The sequence below is a fragment of the Rhodococcus sp. O3 genome (assembly GCF_048897285.1).
Classification (GTDB): domain Bacteria; phylum Actinomycetota; class Actinomycetes; order Mycobacteriales; family Mycobacteriaceae; genus Rhodococcus.
Genome location: NZ_JBMBTE010000006.1, coordinates 1 through 19,939 on the forward strand (window position 1 = coordinate 1; position 19,939 = coordinate 19,939).

The following is a 19,939-nucleotide window of genomic DNA, read 5'->3' on the forward strand; positions in this document are numbered from 1 at the left end:
CGGCGGCGGCAACGCCCGGCGCACGGCCTCGCTCAGGCTCGGTGCCCCGTCGTCGAGTGCCGCGGCGAGCGTGGGGACGGTCGCGCGCACACCGGCGGTGTCGGACAGGCCGGAATACACCCCACCGAGCAGCGGATCGACGCTGCGCCGCACCACCTGCTCGCCGAATCGTGTCCCGACGAGTTCGGCGACCGAGACGTCTCCGCCGCGTTCCCAGTGCAACGGCAGGTTCGGTTCGGCGGCGATCCGGTCGAGGGTGGCGGTGTCGACGAGCCCGGCCAGGGTCTGCGCATCGGCGGGGATGCCCATCAGGGTGCCGCCCGGCATCGGATGCAGCTCGGCGCCCGCGTAGATCAGCGGCCGGGCACCGGCCGGGTACACGAGCTGATCGGTCAGGCCCAGTTCGTCGAGCAGCGCCGGCATCTCGGGGCGGCGGCCGATGAAGGCCTCGGCACCGACGTCGACGGGGTCGCCCGCGAGCGGGACGGTGCGCAGTTTCCCGCCGAGCCGATCGGACTGTTCCAGGATCACGATCCGGGCACCGGCACCGAGGCTGGTCCGCAGCCGGTAGGCGGTCACGAGGCCGGTGACACCACCGCCCACGACGACGACGGTCGGCGTGCTCACAGCGAATGCACCAGCTCGACGACGCGGGTCAGCACTGTCGGATCCGTGTCGGGCAGCACGCCGTGGCCCAGGTTGAAGATGTGGCCGGTGGCGCCGACGGCGCGGGCACGATCCGCCTCGGCGGCGATCCGGCGCACCTCGCGTTCGATCACGTTCCACCCGGCGAACAGGATCGCCGGATCGAGGTTGCCCTGCAGGCCCTTGCCCGGGCCGACGCGGCCGGCGGCGACGTCGAGCGGGATGCGCCAGTCGACGCCCACTACGTCGGCGCCGGCCTCGCCCATCGCTCCGAGCAGCTCGCCGGTGCCGACCCCGAAGTGGATGCGCGGCACCCCGGCCGCCTCGATCTCGGCGAACACCCGTTGCGAGTGCGGCAGTACGTACTCGCGGTAGTCGGCGAGCGAGAGCGCCCCTGCCCACGAATCGAACAACTGGATCGCGTCGACGCCCGCGTGCAGCTGTGCCTGCAGGAAGGCGATGGTGATGTCCGCCAGCCGGCCGAGCAGCGCGTGCCAGGTCGCGGGATCGGAGTGCATGAGTGCCTTGGTGCGCTCGTGGTTGCGGCTCGGTCCGCCCTCGACGAGATACGAGGCGAGAGTGAAAGGCGCGCCGGCGAACCCGATCAGCGGGGTGCCGCCGAGCTCGCGAGTGAGCAATCCCACAGCGCGCGCGACCGCCCCGACCTCCTCGGCTTCGAGGGTCGGCAGCGCGGCGACGTCCGCGGCGGACCGGACCGGGTTCGCGACGACCGGACCGGTGCCGGCGACGATGTCGAGGTCGATGCCGGCGGCCTTGAGTGGCACGACGATGTCGGAGAAGAGGATGGCGGCGTCGACCTTGTGGCGACGGACCGGCTGCAGGGTGATCTCACACACCAGCTCGGGCCGGAAGCAGGATTCGAGCATGCCGATTCCTGCGCGGATCTCCCGGTATTCGGGCAGCGATCTGCCTGCCTGGCGCATGAACCACACCGGTCGGTGGGTCGGCTCGGCGCCGCGCGCTGCGGCCAGCAACGGGGCCGTGTCGAGCCGGCGTCGGCTCGGGTACTCCGCGGGGGTGGTGGAGCCGACGTTCGTGTCTTCCAGGCCGGTCATCGATCCTCGTCTTCCAGGAGCATGGTTCGGTACCCGCCACGGCGGGCACGGGATGCTGCCCATGCTGCCACGCCACCGTGGGCCTCCGGAATCGGCGCGCCTCCCGCGTGCTGTGCATCACCGGCACTAACGTCCGCAGTCGTGACCACCTCGCCCGCCGAACCCGCTCAGTTCCGCGCCGCGATCGAAGCGATGAACGCGGCGACTGTGCGCCCGGAGATCGAGGTCGGTCCGATCCGGCCGCCCCAACGACTGGCCCCGTTCAGCTACGCGCTGGGCGCCGAGGTGCTGCACGACGAATCCGGGCCGGTGCCCGAGGAGTCCGAAGGCGACGCGTTCGGACGGTTGATCCTGTTGCACGACCCGTCCGGCGACGAGGCCTGGGACGGCACGATGCGGCTGGTGGCCTACATCCAGGCGGACGTCGACGCGACGCTGGCTGCCGATCCGCTGCTCCCGGAGGTCGCGTGGAGCTGGCTCGTCGACGCGCTCGAGGCGCACGGACAGCCGTTGACGGCGCTCGGCGGCACGGTCACATCCACGAGTTCGGTGCGGTTCGGGGACATCGCCGGACCCGCGCGGGCCCACCAACTGGAATTGCGGGCGTCGTGGACTCCCCTGTCCGGCGAGCTGGGTCCACACGTGGAAGCGTTCTGCGAGGTCCTCGCGTATGCGGCGGGCCTTCCACCGGTCGGTGTGGTGCGCCTCCCGCGCTGACGTGGGGGCACCGGTCCCGACAGTCCGCGCTCGACCGCTCCGAATCGGTCTAGAGTCCATTTCATGTCGGTAGCAGAAGAAAACGAGTCCGTGCGGACACCCGTTCCCCTGCTCACCCCGCGCGACGGTGTCCCGGATGTGATCACCACCGCGGCCGGTGTCGACGCCGCCGCGGCTGTGCTGGCGACGGGAACCGGGCCGCTCGCCGTCGACGCCGAACGCGCCTCCGGCTACCGCTATTCGTCGCGTGCCTACCTGATCCAGCTGCGACGCACCGGGGCCGGAACGGTGCTGATCGATCCGATCCCCACCGCCGGTGCGCTCACGCCGCTCGCCGAGGCGATCAACGGGCTGGAGTGGGTTCTGCACTCCGCCGACCAGGACCTTCCGTGTCTGGCGGAGCTGGGGTTGCACCCGGACTCGGTGTACGACACCGAACTGGCCGGACGGCTCGCCGGGTTCGAGCGGGTCGGGCTCGCCGCGATCGTCGAGCGCATGCTCGGTTTCGAGCTGCGCAAGGGCCACGGTGCCGCGGACTGGTCGACCCGGCCGTTGCCCGACTCGTGGCTCAACTACGCGGCTCTGGACGTCGAGATCCTCGTCGACCTGCGGGATGCGATGGCCGAGGAACTCGATCGGCAGGGGAAGTCGCGGTGGGCCGCCGAGGAGTTCGAGCATGTGCGGTCGGCGGGGCCGCCGGCACCGAAACCGGACCGGTGGCGGCGCACGTCGAAGATCCACACCCTGAAGGATCCGCGGCGCCTCGCGATCGTGCGGGAGTTGTGGACGACCCGCGACGAGATGGCGGCCCGCCGCGACATCGCGCCGGGCCGGGTGCTTCCCGATTCCGCCATCATCGCGGCCGCGGAAGCCGATCCGCGCAGCCCCGAGGAACTGCGCGCGCTACCGGTCTTCGGTGGCCCACGGCAACGCCGGTTGTCCCGGGTCTGGTTGAGCGCGATCGAACGTGCCCGCGCGCTGCCCCAGTCGCAGTTGCCGCCCCTCGCGCAGCCGTTCGTCGGTCCCCCGCCGGCGAACCGGTGGTCGCGTCATCATCCGGAGGCGGCGGCGCGCCTGACCGCTGCCCGCACGGAGCTGACCGCGATCAGCGAGTCCGTGCAGGTTCCGGTCGAGAATCTGATCAGTCCGGAACTCGTGCGGCGGTTGTGCTGGGACTGGGACCCGGTCCCCGGCGCCGACGTCACCGAGTACATCGCGATGCGATTCGCCGACGGCGGCGCCCGGCCGTGGCAGCGGGAAGTCGTGGCACCGAGGCTGGCAACCGTTCTGACGGCCTGATCGGAACGATCGTTTCCGGAACCGCGTCTCGGGGACGTGATTCCGGGGCCATGTCGGAGACGTGATTCCGGGACCGCCTCACGGGCGCAGGCGTCGACCGACGCCGATCGCCGCGGCACCGGCTGCGACCGCGACTGCGGCACCCCCGAGCACACCGTGGTGCTGGGAGGCCCACATCTGCGGACTGTGTGAGTGCGCACGCTCGTCGAAGGCTCCGTGGGCACCGAAGTCCCGTCCCTGCTCGTCGTCGGCCGGGGTGAACAGGTTCTCCGGCTGGTCCGGGTCACGGGGTCGCTCGGTCTGCTGCGAGGCGTAGCCGGTCCGGGCCAGATACCGGTCGAGCAGACCGGGAGCGACCGCGTTGAGGGCCAGGGTCACGGCGGTGCTCGCCCCCACCCAGTACTCACGGCGTTGCGGGTGGTCGGCCGCGTGGAGCACCGCACGCGCGGCGACCTCGGGCTGGAAGATCGGCGGTACCGGCTGCGCCCGTTTCGGCAGCCGCGAACGCACCCAGGAGAACTGCGGGGTGTTCACCGCGGGCATCTGCACCATCGTCACGTGTACGCCGCTGTGCTCGTGCAACAGTTCACAGCGCAGGGATTCCGTGAAGCCCTGGATGGCGTGCTTGGAACCGCAGTACGCACTCTGCAGGGGGATGCCCCGGTAGGCCAGCGCGGAGCCGACCTGCACGATGGAGCCGCGGTTCCGGAGTTTCATCCGACGCAGTGCGGCACAGGTGCCGTACACGTAGCCCAGGTAGTTCACCTCGGTGACACGGCGGTACTCGGCCGCCGAGATCTCCGTCGCGGGCGCGAACACCGAGGTGAATGCCACGTTCACCCACACGTCGATGGGTCCGAGTTCGTCCTCGGTCCGGCTCGCCGCCGCCTCCATGCGGTCCGGGTCCGCGACGTCGGTGGGTATGGGCAGCGCGGTGCCGCCGGCGGCGGTGACGTCGCGGGCGGCCGCGTCCAGGCCGGTTTCGCCGCGGGCCAGCAGCGCCACCCGAGCACCGCGGGCACCGTAGGCGCGGGCGACCGCCCGGCCGATACCACCGGTGGCGCCGGTGACCACCACAACCTGCGTCGGCATCTCGGTCATGACGATTCCTCTCGGCCGGGATCCTCGGCCAGTCGATGGGCGGATTCGAACAGCAGGGCGTGGACGAAGCACTGCGGAAGGTTGCCGCGCAGCTGACGTTGTTCGACGTCGAACTCCTCGGTGAACAGTCCCGGAGAGCCGCACGCGGAGCGGTTGCGTTCGAACCACCGCGCCGCGGCGGTCCGGTGTCCCTGTTGGTGCTCGGCCAGGGCCATCACGAATCCGCAGAGCAGGAAGGCGCCTTCGGCCGCCTCGAGCGGGCCCTTCTCGTGCCGGAACCGATAGACGTAGCCCTCGCGACCGAGGTCGGCGCGCACGGCGTCGAGGGTCCGCCGGCTGCGAGGATCGTGCGCGGGGACGGCACCGCGGATGGCCGGCAACAGCAGCGCGGCGTCGACCCGGTCGTCACCGGGTGCACGCTGCCAGCGGCCGGTCCGGTGCAGGCAGGTCTCGGTGGTGGCGGCGACGAGGGTGTCGGCGAGCGCGTTCCACCGGCCGGAGAGCCGTGCCGGCCCGTGCTTCGCTATCGAACGCAGACCCGCAGCGCAGATCAGCCGGGAATGGGCCCAATACCGGTCGTCGAGCTCCCAGATCCCCGCGTCGGCGTCGCGCCAGTGCTTCTCGATCGCTTCGACCGCGACGTCGACCGCCCTGTGCTGCACGGTGTCGAGCCGGTCGAGGCGGGCCGCGGCGGCGAACAGCACCAGCGCCTCGCCGAACACGTCGAGCTGGAACTGGGCATTGACGTGATTGCCGGCGCGCACGTCCGCTCCCGGGTACCCGGGCAGGTCCACGGTTTTCTCGTCGGGCACCCGACCGCCCTCGACGGTGTAGGCGGGTTTCAGCTCCTCGCCGTCGGCGAGGAGTCGTTCGGAGACGAATCCGACAGCGGTGTCGAGGAGAGGATGCGGGCCCGCGGTCGCGACAGCGACACCGGCGTAGCACTGGTCGCGGATCCAGCTGTAGCGGTAGTCGTAGTTGCGTCCCTGTTCGGCCCGCTCCGGCAGCGACGTGGTCGCGGCGGCGACCATGCCGCCGCTGCCACCGGTGAGGCCCCGCAGCACCGCGGAGGCGAATCGCGCGTCGCGGTCGGCGAGGGTGCCTTCGACCGGGGGCAGTGCGCTGTGCCAGGCGTGTTCGGTGCGGGTCCAGAGTTCGTCGGGGTCCGGCGGACGATCGGGCAGGGTCCGATCGCTCAGTTCCAGCACCAGGTCGTGGTAATCCCCGCACCGTAGCCGGACGGTCGCGGCGAGCCGGCCGTCGTGGACGTGTGCGTCGGGCGCGCCGGTCCAGCGGAGTCTCAACGGGCCGGCCCGCATCGTCCACACGCCGGATCCGGCGGTGATCGTGTCCATGGGAGCCGCACCGAACCCGGCGGCGACGAGCAGCTCGACGTCGACCTGCGCGTCGGCGTCGACGGCGACGATACGGCGCAGCACGATCGCGGTGTGCGGGTCGCCGGGAAAGGCCAGCGCGTCCCGCGATTCGACGATGCCGGTCGCGGTGACCCAGTGGCTGCGCCAGATGAGGGTGCGGTCTTCGTAGAAGCCACCCCACGTGTAGCGGGCACTGTCCGGTTCGACGACATAGGCGCCGGGGCCACCGAGCAGGGAGGAGAACACCGAGTCGCTGTCCCAACGGGGTGCGCACATCCACGCGAGATCCCCGCGGGGGCCGATGAGCGCGCCGCGTTCCCCGTCCGCGATGAGCGCGTAGTCGCGCAGCACGTGCGGCCGGAGTCGGTGGTCGTGCCCGGTCGAGTCGTCCGGCGCCGGCGCGGTGCTCTCGCGGCACCCAGCCGGATCCGCCATCGGCATTTCCTTCCTGCCGTGTGGAGACCGTTCCGATCGGGATTCCCGGCGGGGAACCGGCTCAAACGGTGCTCGAGCAAATCGGTGGTTCCGGTGGTGAATAGACGCGGTGGAGCGGGGAACCCGAACCGAGTCCGATGTCGGTCCGTCGATCCGTGAGGAGGACCCGTCCGATGTCCAGCCAGAAGGTTTCCGACTATCTGCTCGAACGTCTGCGCGCGTGGGGGGTGAAGCACGTCTTCGCCTACGCCGGGGACGGGATCAACGGCATCCTCGCCGCCTGGGGACGCGCCGACGACGATCCGCAGTTCGTCCAGTCCCGCCACGAGGAGATGAGCGCCTTCGAGGCCGTCGGCTACGCGAAGTTCACCGATCGGGTCGGGGTGTGCATGGCGACCTCCGGGCCCGGCGCGATCCATCTGCTCAACGGCCTGTACGACGCCAAACTCGATCACGTTCCGGTGGTCGCGATCGTCGGGCAGACCAACCGCAGTGCGATGGGCGGGTCCTACCAGCAGGAGGTGGATCTGCTCAGCCTGTACAAGGACGTCGCCTCCGACTACGTGCAGATGGTGACGGTGCCCGAGCAGTTGCCGAACGTCCTCGACCGCGCGTTCCGGGTGGCGCTGACCCGGCGGGCCCCGACCGCCCTGATCATTCCGGCGGACGTACAGGAACTGGAGTACTCCCCGCCCGCCCACGCGTTCAAGATGGTGCCGTCCAGCGTCGGCTTCGACCGTCCCGCCGTGGATCCGGACGCCGACGCCGTGAGCCGGGCCGCCGATGTGCTGAACGCCGGCACGAAGGTCGCGATGCTGGTCGGACAGGGTGCGCGGGGCGCCCACGAGGAGGTCGCGCAGGTCGCCGATCTGCTGGGTGCGGGTGCTGCAAAGGCGTTGCTCGGCAAGGACGTGCTCTCCGACGAACTGCCCTGGGTAACCGGTGCGATCGGTCTGCTGGGCACCCGGCCGAGTTACGAGATGATGCGGGACTGCGACACCCTCCTCACCGTCGGCTCGAGCTTCCCGTACACCCAGTTCCTGCCCGGTTTCGAGCAGGCCCGGGCGGTGCAGATCGACATCGACGGCAGCATGATCGGTATGCGCTATCCGTACGAGGTGAACGTCGTCGCGGATGCGAAAAGCGCTCTGCGCGCGTTGATTCCGCATCTGCGGCGCAAGGAGGACCGGACCTGGCGCGAGAAGATCGAATCCGACGTCACCCGTTGGTGGGAGACGATGGACAAGCAGGCCGCGGTGGACGCCGATCCGATCAACCCGCTGCGCATGTTCGCCGAGGCCTCGACACGCCTGCCCGACGACGCGATCGTCACGGCGGACTCCGGCTCGGCCGCGAATTGGTATGCGCGGCAATTGAAATTCCGGTCCGGGATGCGCGGATCGCTGTCCGGGACCCTCGCGACGATGGGACCGGGTGTGCCCTACGGCATCGGCGCCAAGTTCGCGCATCCGGGCCGCCCGGTGATCGTCTTCGCGGGCGACGGGGCAATGCAGATGAACGGCCTCGCCGAGCTGATCACCGTCAAACGGTACTGGCAGCAGTGGGACGATCCACGGCTGATCGTCGCCGTCCTCCACAACAACGACCTCAACCAGGTCACGTGGGAGATGCGGGCGATGTCCGGCGCACCGAAATTCGTCGAATCCCAGACGCTTCCGGATGTCGACTACGCGTCCTTCGCAGCCGGTCTCGGTCTCGGTGGCGTCACCGTCACCACTCCGGACGAACTGTCGGGGGCGTGGGAGGCGGCACTGTCCGCGGATCGCCCGACCCTCCTGGACGTGCACACCGATCCGGACATGCCACCGATCCCGCCCCACGCGACCTGGGATCAGTTCAAGTCCACGACCGCCGCGGTCCTGCAGGGCGACGAGGACGCGTGGGGATTCGTCACGACCGGCCTGGCGACGAAGGCGCAGGAGTTCCTGCCGCACAAGAACGGATGAGCCGGCGTGCTCGACGCACCGATCGAGGAGATCACCGCAACGGCGTACACCGTGCCCACCGACACCGAGGAGGCGGACGGCACACTCGCGTGGACGTCCACCACCCTCGTGCTGGTGCGCGCGGCCGCGGGCGGGCGGGTCGGCACCGGATGGACCTACGGGCCGGTGGCCTGCGCCGACGTGGTCACCGATCTCCTTGCCGGGCGGGTCCTCGGGTGCGATGCGTTCGCGACCGGTCGCGCGTACGAGCGCATGTACCGGGCGGTGCGCAACGCCGGCCGCCCCGGGGTGGCGGCGTGCGCGATCTCCGCGGTGGACATCGCCCTGTGGGACCTCGCGGCGAGATTGCTGGGACTGCCGTTGCACCGGATGCTCGGGGCGGTGCACGACCGGATTCCGGTGTACGGCTCCGGTGGTTTCACCACCTACGACGCGGACCGGCTCACCGCCCAGCTCGAATACTGGGTGCACGTCCAGGCGATTCCCCGGGTGAAGATCAAGATCGGCCAGGACCGCGGCGCCGCCACCGACCGCGATCTCGCTCGTATCGAGCTGTCCCGCAACGCGATCGGCGACGATGCCGAACTGTTCGTCGACGCCAACGGGGCGTACGGGGTCAAGCAGGCGATCCGGGTCGCGTCGGCCGCCGCGGACGCGCGGGTGCGATGGTTCGAGGAACCGGTCTCCTCCGACGACCTCGACGGACTGCGGCGCGTCCGCGATGCGATCGACGCCGACGTCACCGCCGGCGAATACGGCTACGACCTGACGTACTTCCGCCGCATGTGCTCCGCCGGCGCGGTCGATTGCCTGCAGGCCGATGTGTCCCGGTGCGGCGGGATCACCGAATGGCGGCGCGTCGCCGCGGTCGCCGCATCCCACCACCTCGACATTTCCGGGCACTGCGCACCCCACCTGCACGTGCACGTCGCCGCCGCCACCCCGAACCTGCGACATCTCGAATGGTTCCACGATCACGTCCGGATCGAGGCGCTCTTCTTCGACGGCGACCTCGACCCCACCGGTGGATTCCTCCGCCCCGATCCGGATGCACCGGGACACGGTCTGTCGCTGCGGGTGGGCGACATCGACCGGTACCGCGTGCACGGACCCCACCCGAACACCGCCGGAAAGGATTGACCGGCAATGACTTCCGAACTACACCGGTCCACGCTGCCGTTCGCCGCGCTCGAGCAGGACCTGCGGGACCGCGTCGACGGCGAGGTCCGGTTCGACCCCGGTTCACGCGCCACGTACTCGACCGACGCGTCGAACTACCGTCAGGTACCCATCGGTGTGGTGGTGCCCCGGACTCCGGAAGCCGCGGTCGCCGCGGTCGCGGTGTGCCACGAACGCGACGTGCCGGTGCTCTCCCGCGGTGGCGGCACGAGTCTGGCCGGTCAGTGCTGCAACACCGCCGTGGTGCTCGACTGGACCAAGTACTGCCACCGCGTGCTGTCGGTCGACGCCGAGGCCGGCACGGTGCAGGTGGAACCCGGGATCGCGCTCGACGCGCTCAACAACCGTCTCGACCCGAACGGCCTGATGTTCGGCCCGAAGCCCTCGACGCACGTGAGCTGCACCATCGGCGGCATGATCGGCAACAACTCGTGCGGCTCGACCGCCCAGGCGTACGGCAAGACCGTCGATTCGGTGCGCCGCCTCGAGGTGCTCACCCACGACGGGCTGCGGATGTGGGTCGGGGCCACCGACGACGACGAGTTCGAGCGGATCGTCGCCGCCGGGGGCCGGCGCGCCGAGATCTACCGGGGGCTGCGCCGGTTGCGCGACTCGTACGCCGACGAGATCCGCACCCGCTATCCGCGGATCCCGCGGCGCGTGTCCGGCTACAACCTCGATTCACTGTTGCCGGAGAACGGTTTCCACGTGGCGGGACTGCTCACCGGTTCGGAGAGCACCCTGGTGACGGTGCTGCGCGCCGAACTGGATCTGGTTGCGGTCCCGGCCGCCGAGACGCTCGTCGTCGCGGGATTCGGCGACATCGTCGAGGCCGCGGACGCGGTGCCCCTCGTGCTCGAACACGATCCTGCCGCGCTCGAGGGCATCGACCACCGGCTCGTTGCGCTCGAGCACAGCAAGCACCTCGCCGAGAAGGCGCTCGCCGAACTCCCGGAGGGATCCGCGTGGCTGCTGGCCCGGTTCACCGGCGACAGCACCGACGAGTCGGACGAGCGGGCCCGCGCGATGATCGCGCACCTGGAACGCGACAGGTCGGCGTCCACGCGCGTGCTCGACGACCCGGCCCTCGAGAAGAAGGTGTGGGCCGCGCGGGAGGCGGGACTCGGCGCCACCGCCTATCCCCCGGACGGGCCGGAGACCCACGAAGGCTGGGAGGACGCGGCGGTCCCCCCGGACCGTCTCGGCGACTATCTGCGGGACTTCCGGGATCTGCTCGACCGGTACGACTACGGCACCGCGTCGCTGTACGGGCACTTCGGCCACGGCTGCGTGCACACCCGCATCCCCTTCGATCTGCGTACTGCGCCCGGAGTCGCACGCTACCGCCGTTTCGTGGAGGACGCCGCACACCTGGTCGTCGGGTACGGCGGGTCGCTGTCCGGGGAACACGGCGACGGCCAGTCCCGCGGGGAGCTGTTGCCGATCATGTTCGGCGACCGGCTGGTCACCGCGTTCGGGGAGCTCAAGAACCTGTTCGATCCCGGTAACCGGATGAATCCCGGCAAGATCGTCGCGCCCTATCGGCTCGACGAGAACCTGCGTCAGGGTTCTGCGTACCTGCCGCTCGAACCCGCGACCCGGTTCGGGTTCCCGGACGACGACCACCGCTTCTCGCGCGCCGCGGCGCGGTGTGTGGGCGTCGGCAAGTGCCGCGGTCACGAGTCGGGGGTGATGTGCCCGAGCTATCGGGCCACCGGCGAGGAGGAGCACTCCACCCGCGGTCGCGCCCGGCTGCTCTTCGAGATGCTCAACGGCGAGGTCATCACGGACGGATGGCGCTCGGAGGCGGTCCGCGACGCACTCGATCTGTGCCTGGCCTGCAAGGGCTGCCTGTCGGACTGCCCCGTCAACGTCGACATGGCCACCTACAAGGCCGAGTTCCTGTTCCACCACTACCGCGGCCGGGTGCGCCCCCGCGCGCACTATTCGATGGGCTGGCTGCCGGTGTTGGCGCGAGTCGCCGGGGCGGCACCCTCCGTGGTCAACGCCGCCGCCCATGCGCGGGGGGTGTCGCCGCTGCTCGCCCGCGCCGGGGGGATCGACCCTCGGCGAACTCTCCCGCGGTTCGCCCGGCAGCGGTTCACGCAGTGGTGGAGGTTGCGCGAGCCGCCGGCGCCGCACCGAGTGCACGGGCCGGTGGTGTTGTGGCCGGACACGTTCACCGACAACTTCGAGCCGGACATCGCCCGGGACGCCGTGACGGTGCTCGAGGCCGCGGGTTTCGCTGTCGAGGTGCCCGAGGAGTTCGTCTGCTGCGGCCTGACGTGGATCTCGACGGGACAGCTCGCGATCGCACAGAAGGTGCTCGCCCGCACCCTGCGGCTGCTCGCTCCGGTCCTGCGTTCCGGCACTCCCGTCGTGGTGCTCGAGCCGAGTTGCGCGGCGGTGTTCCGGTCGGATCTGCCCGAGCTGATGCCCGGCAACGAAGACGCCCGGCGGCTGGCGGCGCAGACGTTCACCCTCGGGGAGTTGCTGCAGGCGAGGGTGCCGGATTGGCGCCCGCCGCGCGCGCTCGGGGTGTCGGCGCTGATTCAGCCGCACTGCCACCAGCACGCGGTGATGGGCTACCGCGACGACGCAACGGTGCTGGACCACGCGGGTGTGGACACCACCGTTCTCGACGCCGGCTGCTGCGGGCTCGCCGGGAACTTCGGATTCGAAGCCGGCCACTACGAGGTGTCGGTCGCGTGCGCCGAGGACAAGTTGCTGCCTGCGATCCGAGCGGCCGATACGGCGACGACGATTCTGGCGGACGGGTTCAGCTGCCGTACACAGATCCGTGACCTGTTGCCCTCCGCGACCCCGCAGCACGCCGCGCAGCTGCTCGCGGCCGCGGTCCGCAGCGGCTCGGACACGTGATCGACACCATGGCATCACAACCGTGCAACCGCGTCTCCCACCTGTGCCGAAGGTGATAAGTTACTCGGCGGTAACGTCGGGTAGGCTCTCATGCGTCGGACCTTCCACGGCCGGAACCCACCGCTCGTCGCGGACTGTGACGAGACGAGAGCATCGCTCCATCAGGAGGAATCAGCGTGGCTCCAACCACCTCAACGCAACGCGGCGTCGTGTTCGTCGACGGCATCCGCACCCCCTTCGGCAAGGCCGGGGCGAAGGGCATCTACGCCGAAACCCGTGCCGACGACCTGGTCGTCAAGGCGATCCGCGAGCTGCTGCGCCGCAACCCGCAGTTGTCGCCGGAGCGCGTCGACGAGGTCGCGATCGCGGCCACGACGCAGACCGGTGACCAGGGCCTGACGATCGGCCGCACCTCGGCGATCCTCGCGGGTCTGCCCGAGACCGTTCCCGGTTTCGCGATCGACCGCATGTGTGCCGGCGCGATGACCGCCGTGACCACCACCGCGTCGGGTATCGGCTTCGGCCAGTACGACGTCGTCATCGCCGGTGGCGTCGAGCACATGGGCCGCCACCCGATGGGTGAGGGCGCGGACCCGAACCCGCGCTTCCTCGCGGACCGCCTGGTCGACCCGTCGGCGCTGGTCATGGGCAACACCGCCGAGAACCTGCACGACCGGTTCCCGTCGATCACCAAGGAGCGCACCGACGCCTACGCGGTCGCGTCGCAGAACAAGTACGACGCCGCGAAGAAGGCCGGCTTCATCGCCGACACCATCACGCCCGTCGCCACCCGTTCGGCGAACGGCTGGGGCCTGGCCACCGAGGACGAGCCGCCGCGCCCCGGCACCACCGTCGAGGACCTCGCCCAGCTCAAGACGCCGTTCCGCACCGCAGGCCGGATCACCGCAGGTAACGCCGCCGGTCTCAACGACGGCGCGACCGCGTGCATCCTGGCCGGTGAGGACACCGCCGCCGAACTGGGCCTGCCGGTCGGTATGCGGATGGTCGGCTTCGCGTTCCAGGGTGTCGATCCCGCCGTCATGGGCATCGGCCCGGTCCCCGCGACCGAGAAGGTGCTCGCCCGGACCGGCCTGAAGATCGAGGACATCGGCCTGTTCGAGATCAACGAGGCGTTCGCCGTGCAGGTCCTCGCGTTCCTCGAGCACTTCGGCATCGCCGACGACGACCCGCGCGTCAATCAGTGGGGCGGCGCCATCGCCTGCGGCCATCCGCTCGCATCCTCGGGTGTGCGCCTGATGACCCAACTCTCCCGCCAGTTCGCGCAGAATCCGGACGTCCGCTACGGCCTGACCACCATGTGCATCGGCCTCGGCATGGGCGGCACCGTCATCTGGGAGAACCCCAACCACAGTGACTACCAGGCGGGAGAGAAGTAGATGACCGGGATTACCAACGGGGCGAGCGAAGCGACGGGAATTGTCAACGGGGCGAGCGAAGCGACGGGAATTGTCAACGGGGCGAGCGAAGCGACGGGAATTGTCAACGGGGCGAGCGAAGCGACGGGAATTGTCACCGCTTTCGCCGACGAGGTTGTCACCAACGCGTACACGAAGCTGGTGTCCGTTCCCGGCATCGAGGGCAAGGTCGCGCTGATCACCCTCGACAACGGTTTCGATCACACCAAGCCGAACTCGTTCGGCCCGAAGGGTCTGCTCGCGTTCGACGCCGCGCTCGACGAGGCCTTCGCCGCGAACCCCGCCGCGATCGCCGTCACCGGCAAGCCGTTCATCTTCGCCGCGGGCGCGGACCTCAAGGGTGTGCCCGCCGTGACCACCCGGGAGCAGGGCCTCGAGCTCGGGCAGCTCGGCCACCGGGTGTTCGGCCGCCTGCGCACCTCCGAGGTCCCGACCTTCGCGTTCGTCAACGGCCTCGCCCTCGGCGGCGGCCTCGAGGTGGGTCTGCACTGCCACTACCGCACCGTCGCCGACAACGTGCCGGCCCTCGGCCTGCCCGAGACCATGCTCGGCCTCGTCCCGGCGTGGGGCGGCACCCAGCTGCTGCCGAACATCGTCGGTCCGGACGCTGCGGTCACGCTGATCCTGGAGAACCCGCTCAACAACGGCCGCACCATCAAGGCGAAGCAGGCCGCCGACCTCGGCTACGCGGACATCGTCCTCGGATCGGCGGACTTCCTCGAGCAGTCCCTCGCCTGGGCCGCGAAGGTCCTGGCCGGCGAGATCACCCCCGCCCGCCCGGAGATCGACCGCGGCGCGGGCTGGGATGCCGCGATCGCCCGCGCGAAGGCGCTCGTCGACGGCAAGACCCGCGGCTTCGCCCCGGCTCCGGCCAAGGCGATCGAGCTGCTCGAGACCGCCCGCGGCACCGACATCTCCGACGCGGCGTCGCTCGCGGCCGGGTTCGCCGCCGAGGACGAGGCGCTGGCGGACCTACTGCTCTCCGACGAGCTGCGCGCCGGCCTGTACGCGTTCGACCTGGTCAACAAGCGCGCCAAGCGCCCGGCCGGAGCCCCGGACAAGTCACTGGCCCGCAAGATCACCGGCGTCGGCATCGTCGGCGCGGGCCTGATGGCCAGCCAGCTCGCGCTGCTGTTCGTCAAGCAGCTCCAGGTCCCGGTGATCCTCACCGACATCGACCAGGAGCGCATCGACAAGGGTGTCGGCTACGTCCACACCGAGATCGACAAGCTGCTGGCCAAGGGCCGGCTGTCCCCGGACACCGCCAACCGCCTCGAGGCACTGGTGACCGGTTCGCTCGACAAGGCCGCGTTCGCGAAGACCGACTTCGTCATCGAAGCCGTTTTCGAGAACATGGACGTCAAGAAGAGCGTGTTCGCCGAACTCGAGCAGCACATCTCCCCCGAGACGATCCTGGCGACCAACACCTCGTCGCTGTCGATCACGGAGATGGCCGCGGATCTGCAGCACCCGGAGCGGGTCGTGGGCTTCCACTTCTTCAACCCGGTCGCGGTCCTGCCGCTGCTCGAGGTCATCAAGGGCGACAAGACCGACGACGCGACCCTCGCGACGGCGTTCGCGACCGCGAAGGCCCTGAAGAAGTCGGCGGTGCTGTGCGGCGACAAACCGGGCTTCGTGTTCAACCGCCTGGTCACCCGCACGCTCGGTGAGGTCATCGCCGCGGTCGACGAGGGCACCCCGTTCGACGTCGCGGACAACGCGGTGGCCGCGCTCGGCATGCCGATGAGCCCGTTCACGCTGCTCGCGCTCGTCGGCCCGGCGATCGCCCTGCACACGGGTGAGACGCTGCAGGCCGCGTACCCGGATCGGTTCAAGCCGTCGGCCGGGCTGTCGGCCCTCGTCGAGGCCCGCAAGCCCGGCGTGTGGACCTACGGCGAGAACGGCCAGATCGTCGATCCCGAGGTCGCCGCGCTGTGGCCGCAGGGCGACAAGCCCTCCACCGCCGACGAGGTGCTCGACCGCACCCGCCGCGCGTTCGCCGAGGAGATCCGCATCATGCTCGAGGAGGGCGTGGTCGCGGCGCCGCAGGACATCGATCTGTGCCTGATCCTCGGTGGCGGTTTCGCGTTCTGGAACGGTGGCATCACCCCGTACCTGGACCGCACCGGAACCTCGGAAGCGGTGAACGGCAAGCGATTCCTCGAGCCGGGAGTCGCCAGCGTCCCCCGCTGACCTCCGGCACCGACGAACCGGCACCCGACGACGGCGCATCACCGCACGGTGATGCGCCGTCGTTGCACAAACGGCCGTGCGAGCAGGCACTTCCGGCGTAGCGTTGATTCGACTTGGACAGCGCGGCAGCGACGCCCGACGAAAGTAGGTGCCCCATGACGCAACCTTCCGGTGGGCACGCAGCCAAGGTCATCGCCGTGACGGTCGCCGCGGCCGTCGGCGGATTCCTGTTCGGCTTCGACAGTTCGGTCATCAACGGGGCGGTCGACTCGATCCAGGAGAACTTCGGTCTCGGCGACTTCTTCACCGGTTTCGCCGTCGCCATCGCCCTGCTCGGTTGCGCGGTCGGCGCCTGGTTCGCCGGGGAACTCGCCGACCGGTGGGGCCGCAAGAAGGTGATGCTGCTCGGCTCCGCACTGTTCGTGATCTCGTCGGTCGGCTCCGGGTACGCGTTCAGTGTTCCGGATCTGATGCTGTGGCGTGTGATCGGCGGCCTCGGCATCGGCATCGCGTCGGTAATCGCTCCGACCTACATCTCCGAGATCGCACCGGCCCGCTATCGCGGCGCGCTCGCCTCGCTGCAGCAGCTCGCCATCACCATCGGTATCTTCGCGGCCCTGCTGTCGGATGCGGTGTTGCAGAATGCCGCCGGCGGCCCGTCGAACGATCTGTGGTGGGGCCTCGAGGCGTGGCGCTGGATGTTCCTCGTCGGCGTCGTTCCCGCTCTCGTGTACGGCATTCTGGCGCTGATGATTCCGGAGTCGCCGCGTTTTCTCGTGGGCAAGAACCTGGACCAGGAGGCCGCGGACATCCTCGCGAACATCACCGGCGAGCTCCGGCCGAACGAACGCGTGCACGAGATCCGGCTGACGCTCCGACGCGAGTCGACGCGCTCGTTCGGGGACATCCGCGGTCCGCGGTTCGGCCTGCAGCCGCTGGTGTGGATCGGCATCATCATGGCGATCTTTCAGCAGTTCGTCGGCATCAACGCGATCTTCTACTATTCGACCACCCTGTGGAAGTCGGTGGGGTTCACCGAGAACCAGTCCTTCACCACCTCGGTGATCACGTCGGTGATCAACGTGGCCATGACATTCGTGGCGATCCTGTTCGTGGACCGCATCGGGCGACGGATCCTGCTCATGGTCGGCTCGATCGGGATGTTCGTGAGCCTGGTGCTCGCGGCCGTCGCCTTCTCGCAGGCGATCGGCGAAGGCGAGAACGTCGAACTGCCCAGCCCGTGGGGTCCGGTCGCGCTCGTGGGCGCCAACATGTTCGTGGTGTTCTTCGCCGCCACGTGGGGCCCGATCATGTGGGTGATGCTCGGCGAGATGTTCCCCAACCGGATGCGCGCCGTCGCTCTGGGTTTGAGCACGGCCGCGAACTGGCTGGCGAATTTCACTGTCACCCTGGCTTTCCCGCCTCTGACGGGCACGGTCGGGTTGTGGTTCCTCTACAGCCTGTTCGCGTTCTTCGCGCTGCTGTCGTTCTTCTTCGTGAAGGCGAAGATCCCGGAAACGAAGGGCATGGAGCTCGAGGAGATGCACACCTGACGCAGCACTGCGCGACGGGGCCGGCAGACCCCCGCGCTCGTGCGCGGTTCCGGTAGCGCCTGCTACCGAAAACACGCACGAGCGGTGGCGTGTTCGGAGGCGGCGGAGCAGCGGGTCAGCCGACGCCGCGGTTGCGTTCCTCGACCGATTCCGCCGCATCGGCGGAGTCGAGACCCGCGACCCATCCGGTGATACGACGCGCCACGTCCTGCGCGGTCAACCCGAGTTCCTGGTGGATCTGACCGCGCGAGGCGTGCTCGAGGAACCGTTGCGGCACACCCAGTTCGCGGGTGGGTACGTCGAGGTCGGCCTCACTGAGCGCAGCCGCCACCGCAGATCCCACGCCCCCGTGCACACCGCTGTCCTCCACGGTCACCACGACGCGGAAATTGCGGGCGAGTTCGGTCACCGCCGCCGGGACCGGCAGAACCCACCGCGGGTCGACGACCGCGGCGGTGATGCCCTGTTGCGCCAGGCGTTCGGCGGTCTCGAGAGCCAAGCCGGCGAATGCGCCGACGGCGACGAGCAGGACGTCGCCGCTGCGTCCGTCCGGCATCCGTAATACGTCGACCGTTCCGTCGAGGCGTTCGAGCGCCGGAATGTCCTCGCCCACTGCTCCTTTCGGGAACCGCAGCGCGGTCGGGCCGTCGTCGACCGCGAGCGCCTCGCCGAGTTCCTCCCGCAGGGTCGCGCCGTCGCGCGGTGCGGCCACGCGGATTCCGGGCACGATCCCCAGGAGCGAGAAGTCCCACATGCCGTTGTGGCTGGCACCGTCGGAGCCGGTGATACCCGCGCGGTCGAGCACCAGGGTGACCGGCAGCTTGTGCAGCGCCACGTCCATGAGCAACTGGTCGAATGCGCGGTTGAGGAACGTCGAGTACACCGCGACCACGGGGTGCAGGCCGCCCAGCGCCAGGCCGGCCGCGGAGGTGACCGCATGCTGCTCGGCGATGCCGACGTCGAACATCCGGCCCGGGAACCGTTCGCCGAACTTGGCGAGCCCGGTCGGCCCGGCCATCGCGGCGGTGATCGCCACGATGTCGGCGCGATCCTGTGCCTGCGCGATGAGTTCGTCGGAGAACACCGACGTCCAGTCCGGCACCGACGCCGAGGAGGTGGAGCGGCCGGTGCGGGGATCCATGACGCCGGTCGCGTGCATCTGGTCGGCCAGATGGTTCTCCGCGGGCGCGTAGCCGGCACCCTTCCGGGTGACCGCGTGCACGAGCACCGGTCCCCCGTACGCCTTGGCGCGACGCAGGGCCCCCTCGAGCGCGGGTTCGTCGTGCCCGTCGACGGGACCGAGGTACTTGATACCCAGGTCGGTGAACATCACCTGTGGGCTGATCGCATCCTTGATGCCGGCCTTCATCCCGTGCAGCACCGAGTAGGCGGCCGGACCGACCCACGGCAGCTTCTTCACGAAGCGCCGGCTGTTGTCGAGAAGTTTCTCGTATCCCGGCTGCATCCGCAGCGCCGCCAGGTGGTCGGCGAGACCACCGATCGTCGGCGCATAGGAGCGTCCGTTGTCGTTGACGACGATGACCACCGACCGGTCCTTGCCGGCGGCGATGTTGTTGAGCGCTTCCCAGCACATGCCACCGGTGAGGGCGCCGTCGCCGACGACCGCGACGACGGTGCGGTCGCGCTGCCCGGTGAGTGCGTACGCCTTGGCCAGGCCGTCCGCATAGGACAGGGCCGCCGACGCGTGCGACGACTCGATCCAGTCGTGTTCGCTCTCGGCCCGGCAGGGGTAGCCGGACAGGCCACCCTGCTGGCGCAGCGTGTCGAAGCCGTCGGCGCGACCGGTGAGGATCTTGTGAACGTAGGCCTGGTGGCCGGTGTCGAACAGGATCGGGTCGTGGGGCGAATCGAAGGTGCGGTGCAGCGCGAGGGTCAGTTCGACGACACCGAGGTTCGGGCCGAGGTGACCACCGGTCGCGGAAACCTTCTCGACGAGGAACCGCCGGATCTCACCGGCGAGCTCCTTGACCTCGGCAGGCGTGAGCCGCCGCACGTCGTCGGGCGACTGGATGCGGGAAAGGACACCCAACTGGTTTTGCTCCCTCCGGCTCGACTCACGCG

13 protein-coding genes are annotated in these 19,939 nt (G+C 69.9%); 8 read left to right on the top strand and 5 right to left on the bottom strand.

Going from position 1 to position 19,939, the window contains the following annotated elements; genetic code table 11:
- Positions 1-627, bottom strand: a 627-nt coding sequence (locus ACN675_RS03510) for an FAD-dependent oxidoreductase (RefSeq protein ID WP_420749531.1), incomplete at its 3' end; no start/stop codon positions are given.
- Entirely contained in the window at positions 624-1,721 is a 1,098-nt protein-coding gene (hemE, locus tag ACN675_RS03515; RefSeq protein WP_420749532.1) for a uroporphyrinogen decarboxylase, read from the bottom strand. The genes ACN675_RS03510 and hemE, both read right to left, overlap by 4 nt.
- A gap of 141 nt (positions 1,722-1,862) precedes the next feature.
- On the opposite strand from hemE, the gene ACN675_RS03520 reads away from it, so the two are divergent.
- Together ACN675_RS03520 and ACN675_RS03525 are read left to right on the top strand one after the other, a co-directional pair.
- Positions 1,863-2,438 carry a DUF3000 domain-containing protein gene (locus ACN675_RS03520; protein ID WP_420749533.1) on the top strand — a complete coding sequence of 192 codons (576 nt, stop codon included), beginning with the start codon at positions 1,863-1,865 and terminating at the stop codon, positions 2,436-2,438.
- A gap of 63 nt (positions 2,439-2,501) precedes the next feature.
- Entirely contained in the window at positions 2,502-3,737 is a 1,236-nt protein-coding gene (locus ACN675_RS03525; RefSeq protein WP_420749534.1) for an HRDC domain-containing protein, read from the top strand.
- Between the two features lie 78 nt (positions 3,738-3,815).
- Here the strand turns inward: ACN675_RS03525 and ACN675_RS03530 are convergent, their stop codons facing one another.
- Positions 3,816-4,838: an SDR family oxidoreductase gene (locus tag ACN675_RS03530; RefSeq protein WP_420749535.1), complete on the bottom strand. Its 1,023-nt coding sequence runs from the start codon at positions 4,836-4,838 to the stop codon at positions 3,816-3,818.
- Complete coding sequence (locus ACN675_RS03535; RefSeq protein WP_420749536.1) at positions 4,835-6,649, bottom strand: glycoside hydrolase family 15 protein; 1,815 nt, start codon at positions 6,647-6,649, stop codon at positions 4,835-4,837. The genes ACN675_RS03530 and ACN675_RS03535 overlap by 4 nt, the downstream gene beginning before the upstream one ends.
- A 173-nt stretch (positions 6,650-6,822) precedes the next feature.
- Here ACN675_RS03535 and ACN675_RS03540 point away from each other — a divergent pair, with 173 nt between their 5' ends.
- The 6 genes from ACN675_RS03540 (at position 6,823) to ACN675_RS03565 (ending at position 17,857) form a co-directional block, all read left to right on the top strand.
- Positions 6,823-8,616 (top strand): thiamine pyrophosphate-requiring protein, encoded by a 1,794-nt coding sequence (locus ACN675_RS03540; protein ID WP_420749537.1) that lies wholly within the window; start codon positions 6,823-6,825, stop codon positions 8,614-8,616.
- A 6-nt stretch (positions 8,617-8,622) separates the two neighbouring features.
- Entirely contained in the window at positions 8,623-9,756 is a 1,134-nt protein-coding gene (locus ACN675_RS03545) for an enolase C-terminal domain-like protein (protein ID WP_420749538.1), read from the top strand.
- Positions 9,757-9,762: 6 nt separating this feature from the next.
- Complete coding sequence (locus ACN675_RS03550; RefSeq protein WP_420749539.1) at positions 9,763-12,675, top strand: FAD-binding and (Fe-S)-binding domain-containing protein; 2,913 nt, start codon at positions 9,763-9,765, stop codon at positions 12,673-12,675.
- Positions 12,676-12,851: 176 nt separating this feature from the next.
- A complete protein-coding gene (locus ACN675_RS03555; protein ID WP_420749540.1) occupies positions 12,852-14,072 on the top strand; it encodes a thiolase family protein in 1,221 nt (406 codons plus the stop codon).
- Positions 14,073-16,304, top strand: coding sequence for a 3-hydroxyacyl-CoA dehydrogenase NAD-binding domain-containing protein (locus ACN675_RS03560; protein ID WP_420749541.1), 2,232 nt, complete (start codon positions 14,073-14,075; stop codon positions 16,302-16,304).
- Between the two features lie 113 nt (positions 16,305-16,417).
- Positions 16,418-17,857, top strand: coding sequence for a sugar porter family MFS transporter (locus ACN675_RS03565; protein WP_420749542.1), 1,440 nt, complete (start codon positions 16,418-16,420; stop codon positions 17,855-17,857).
- Between the two features lie 115 nt (positions 17,858-17,972).
- On the opposite strand, the gene dxs is transcribed toward ACN675_RS03565, so the two are convergent.
- Positions 17,973-19,907 carry a 1-deoxy-D-xylulose-5-phosphate synthase gene (gene dxs, locus ACN675_RS03570; protein ID WP_420749543.1) on the bottom strand — a complete coding sequence of 645 codons (1,935 nt, stop codon included), beginning with the start codon at positions 19,905-19,907 and terminating at the stop codon, positions 17,973-17,975.
- Between the last annotated feature and the right edge of the window lie 32 nt (positions 19,908-19,939).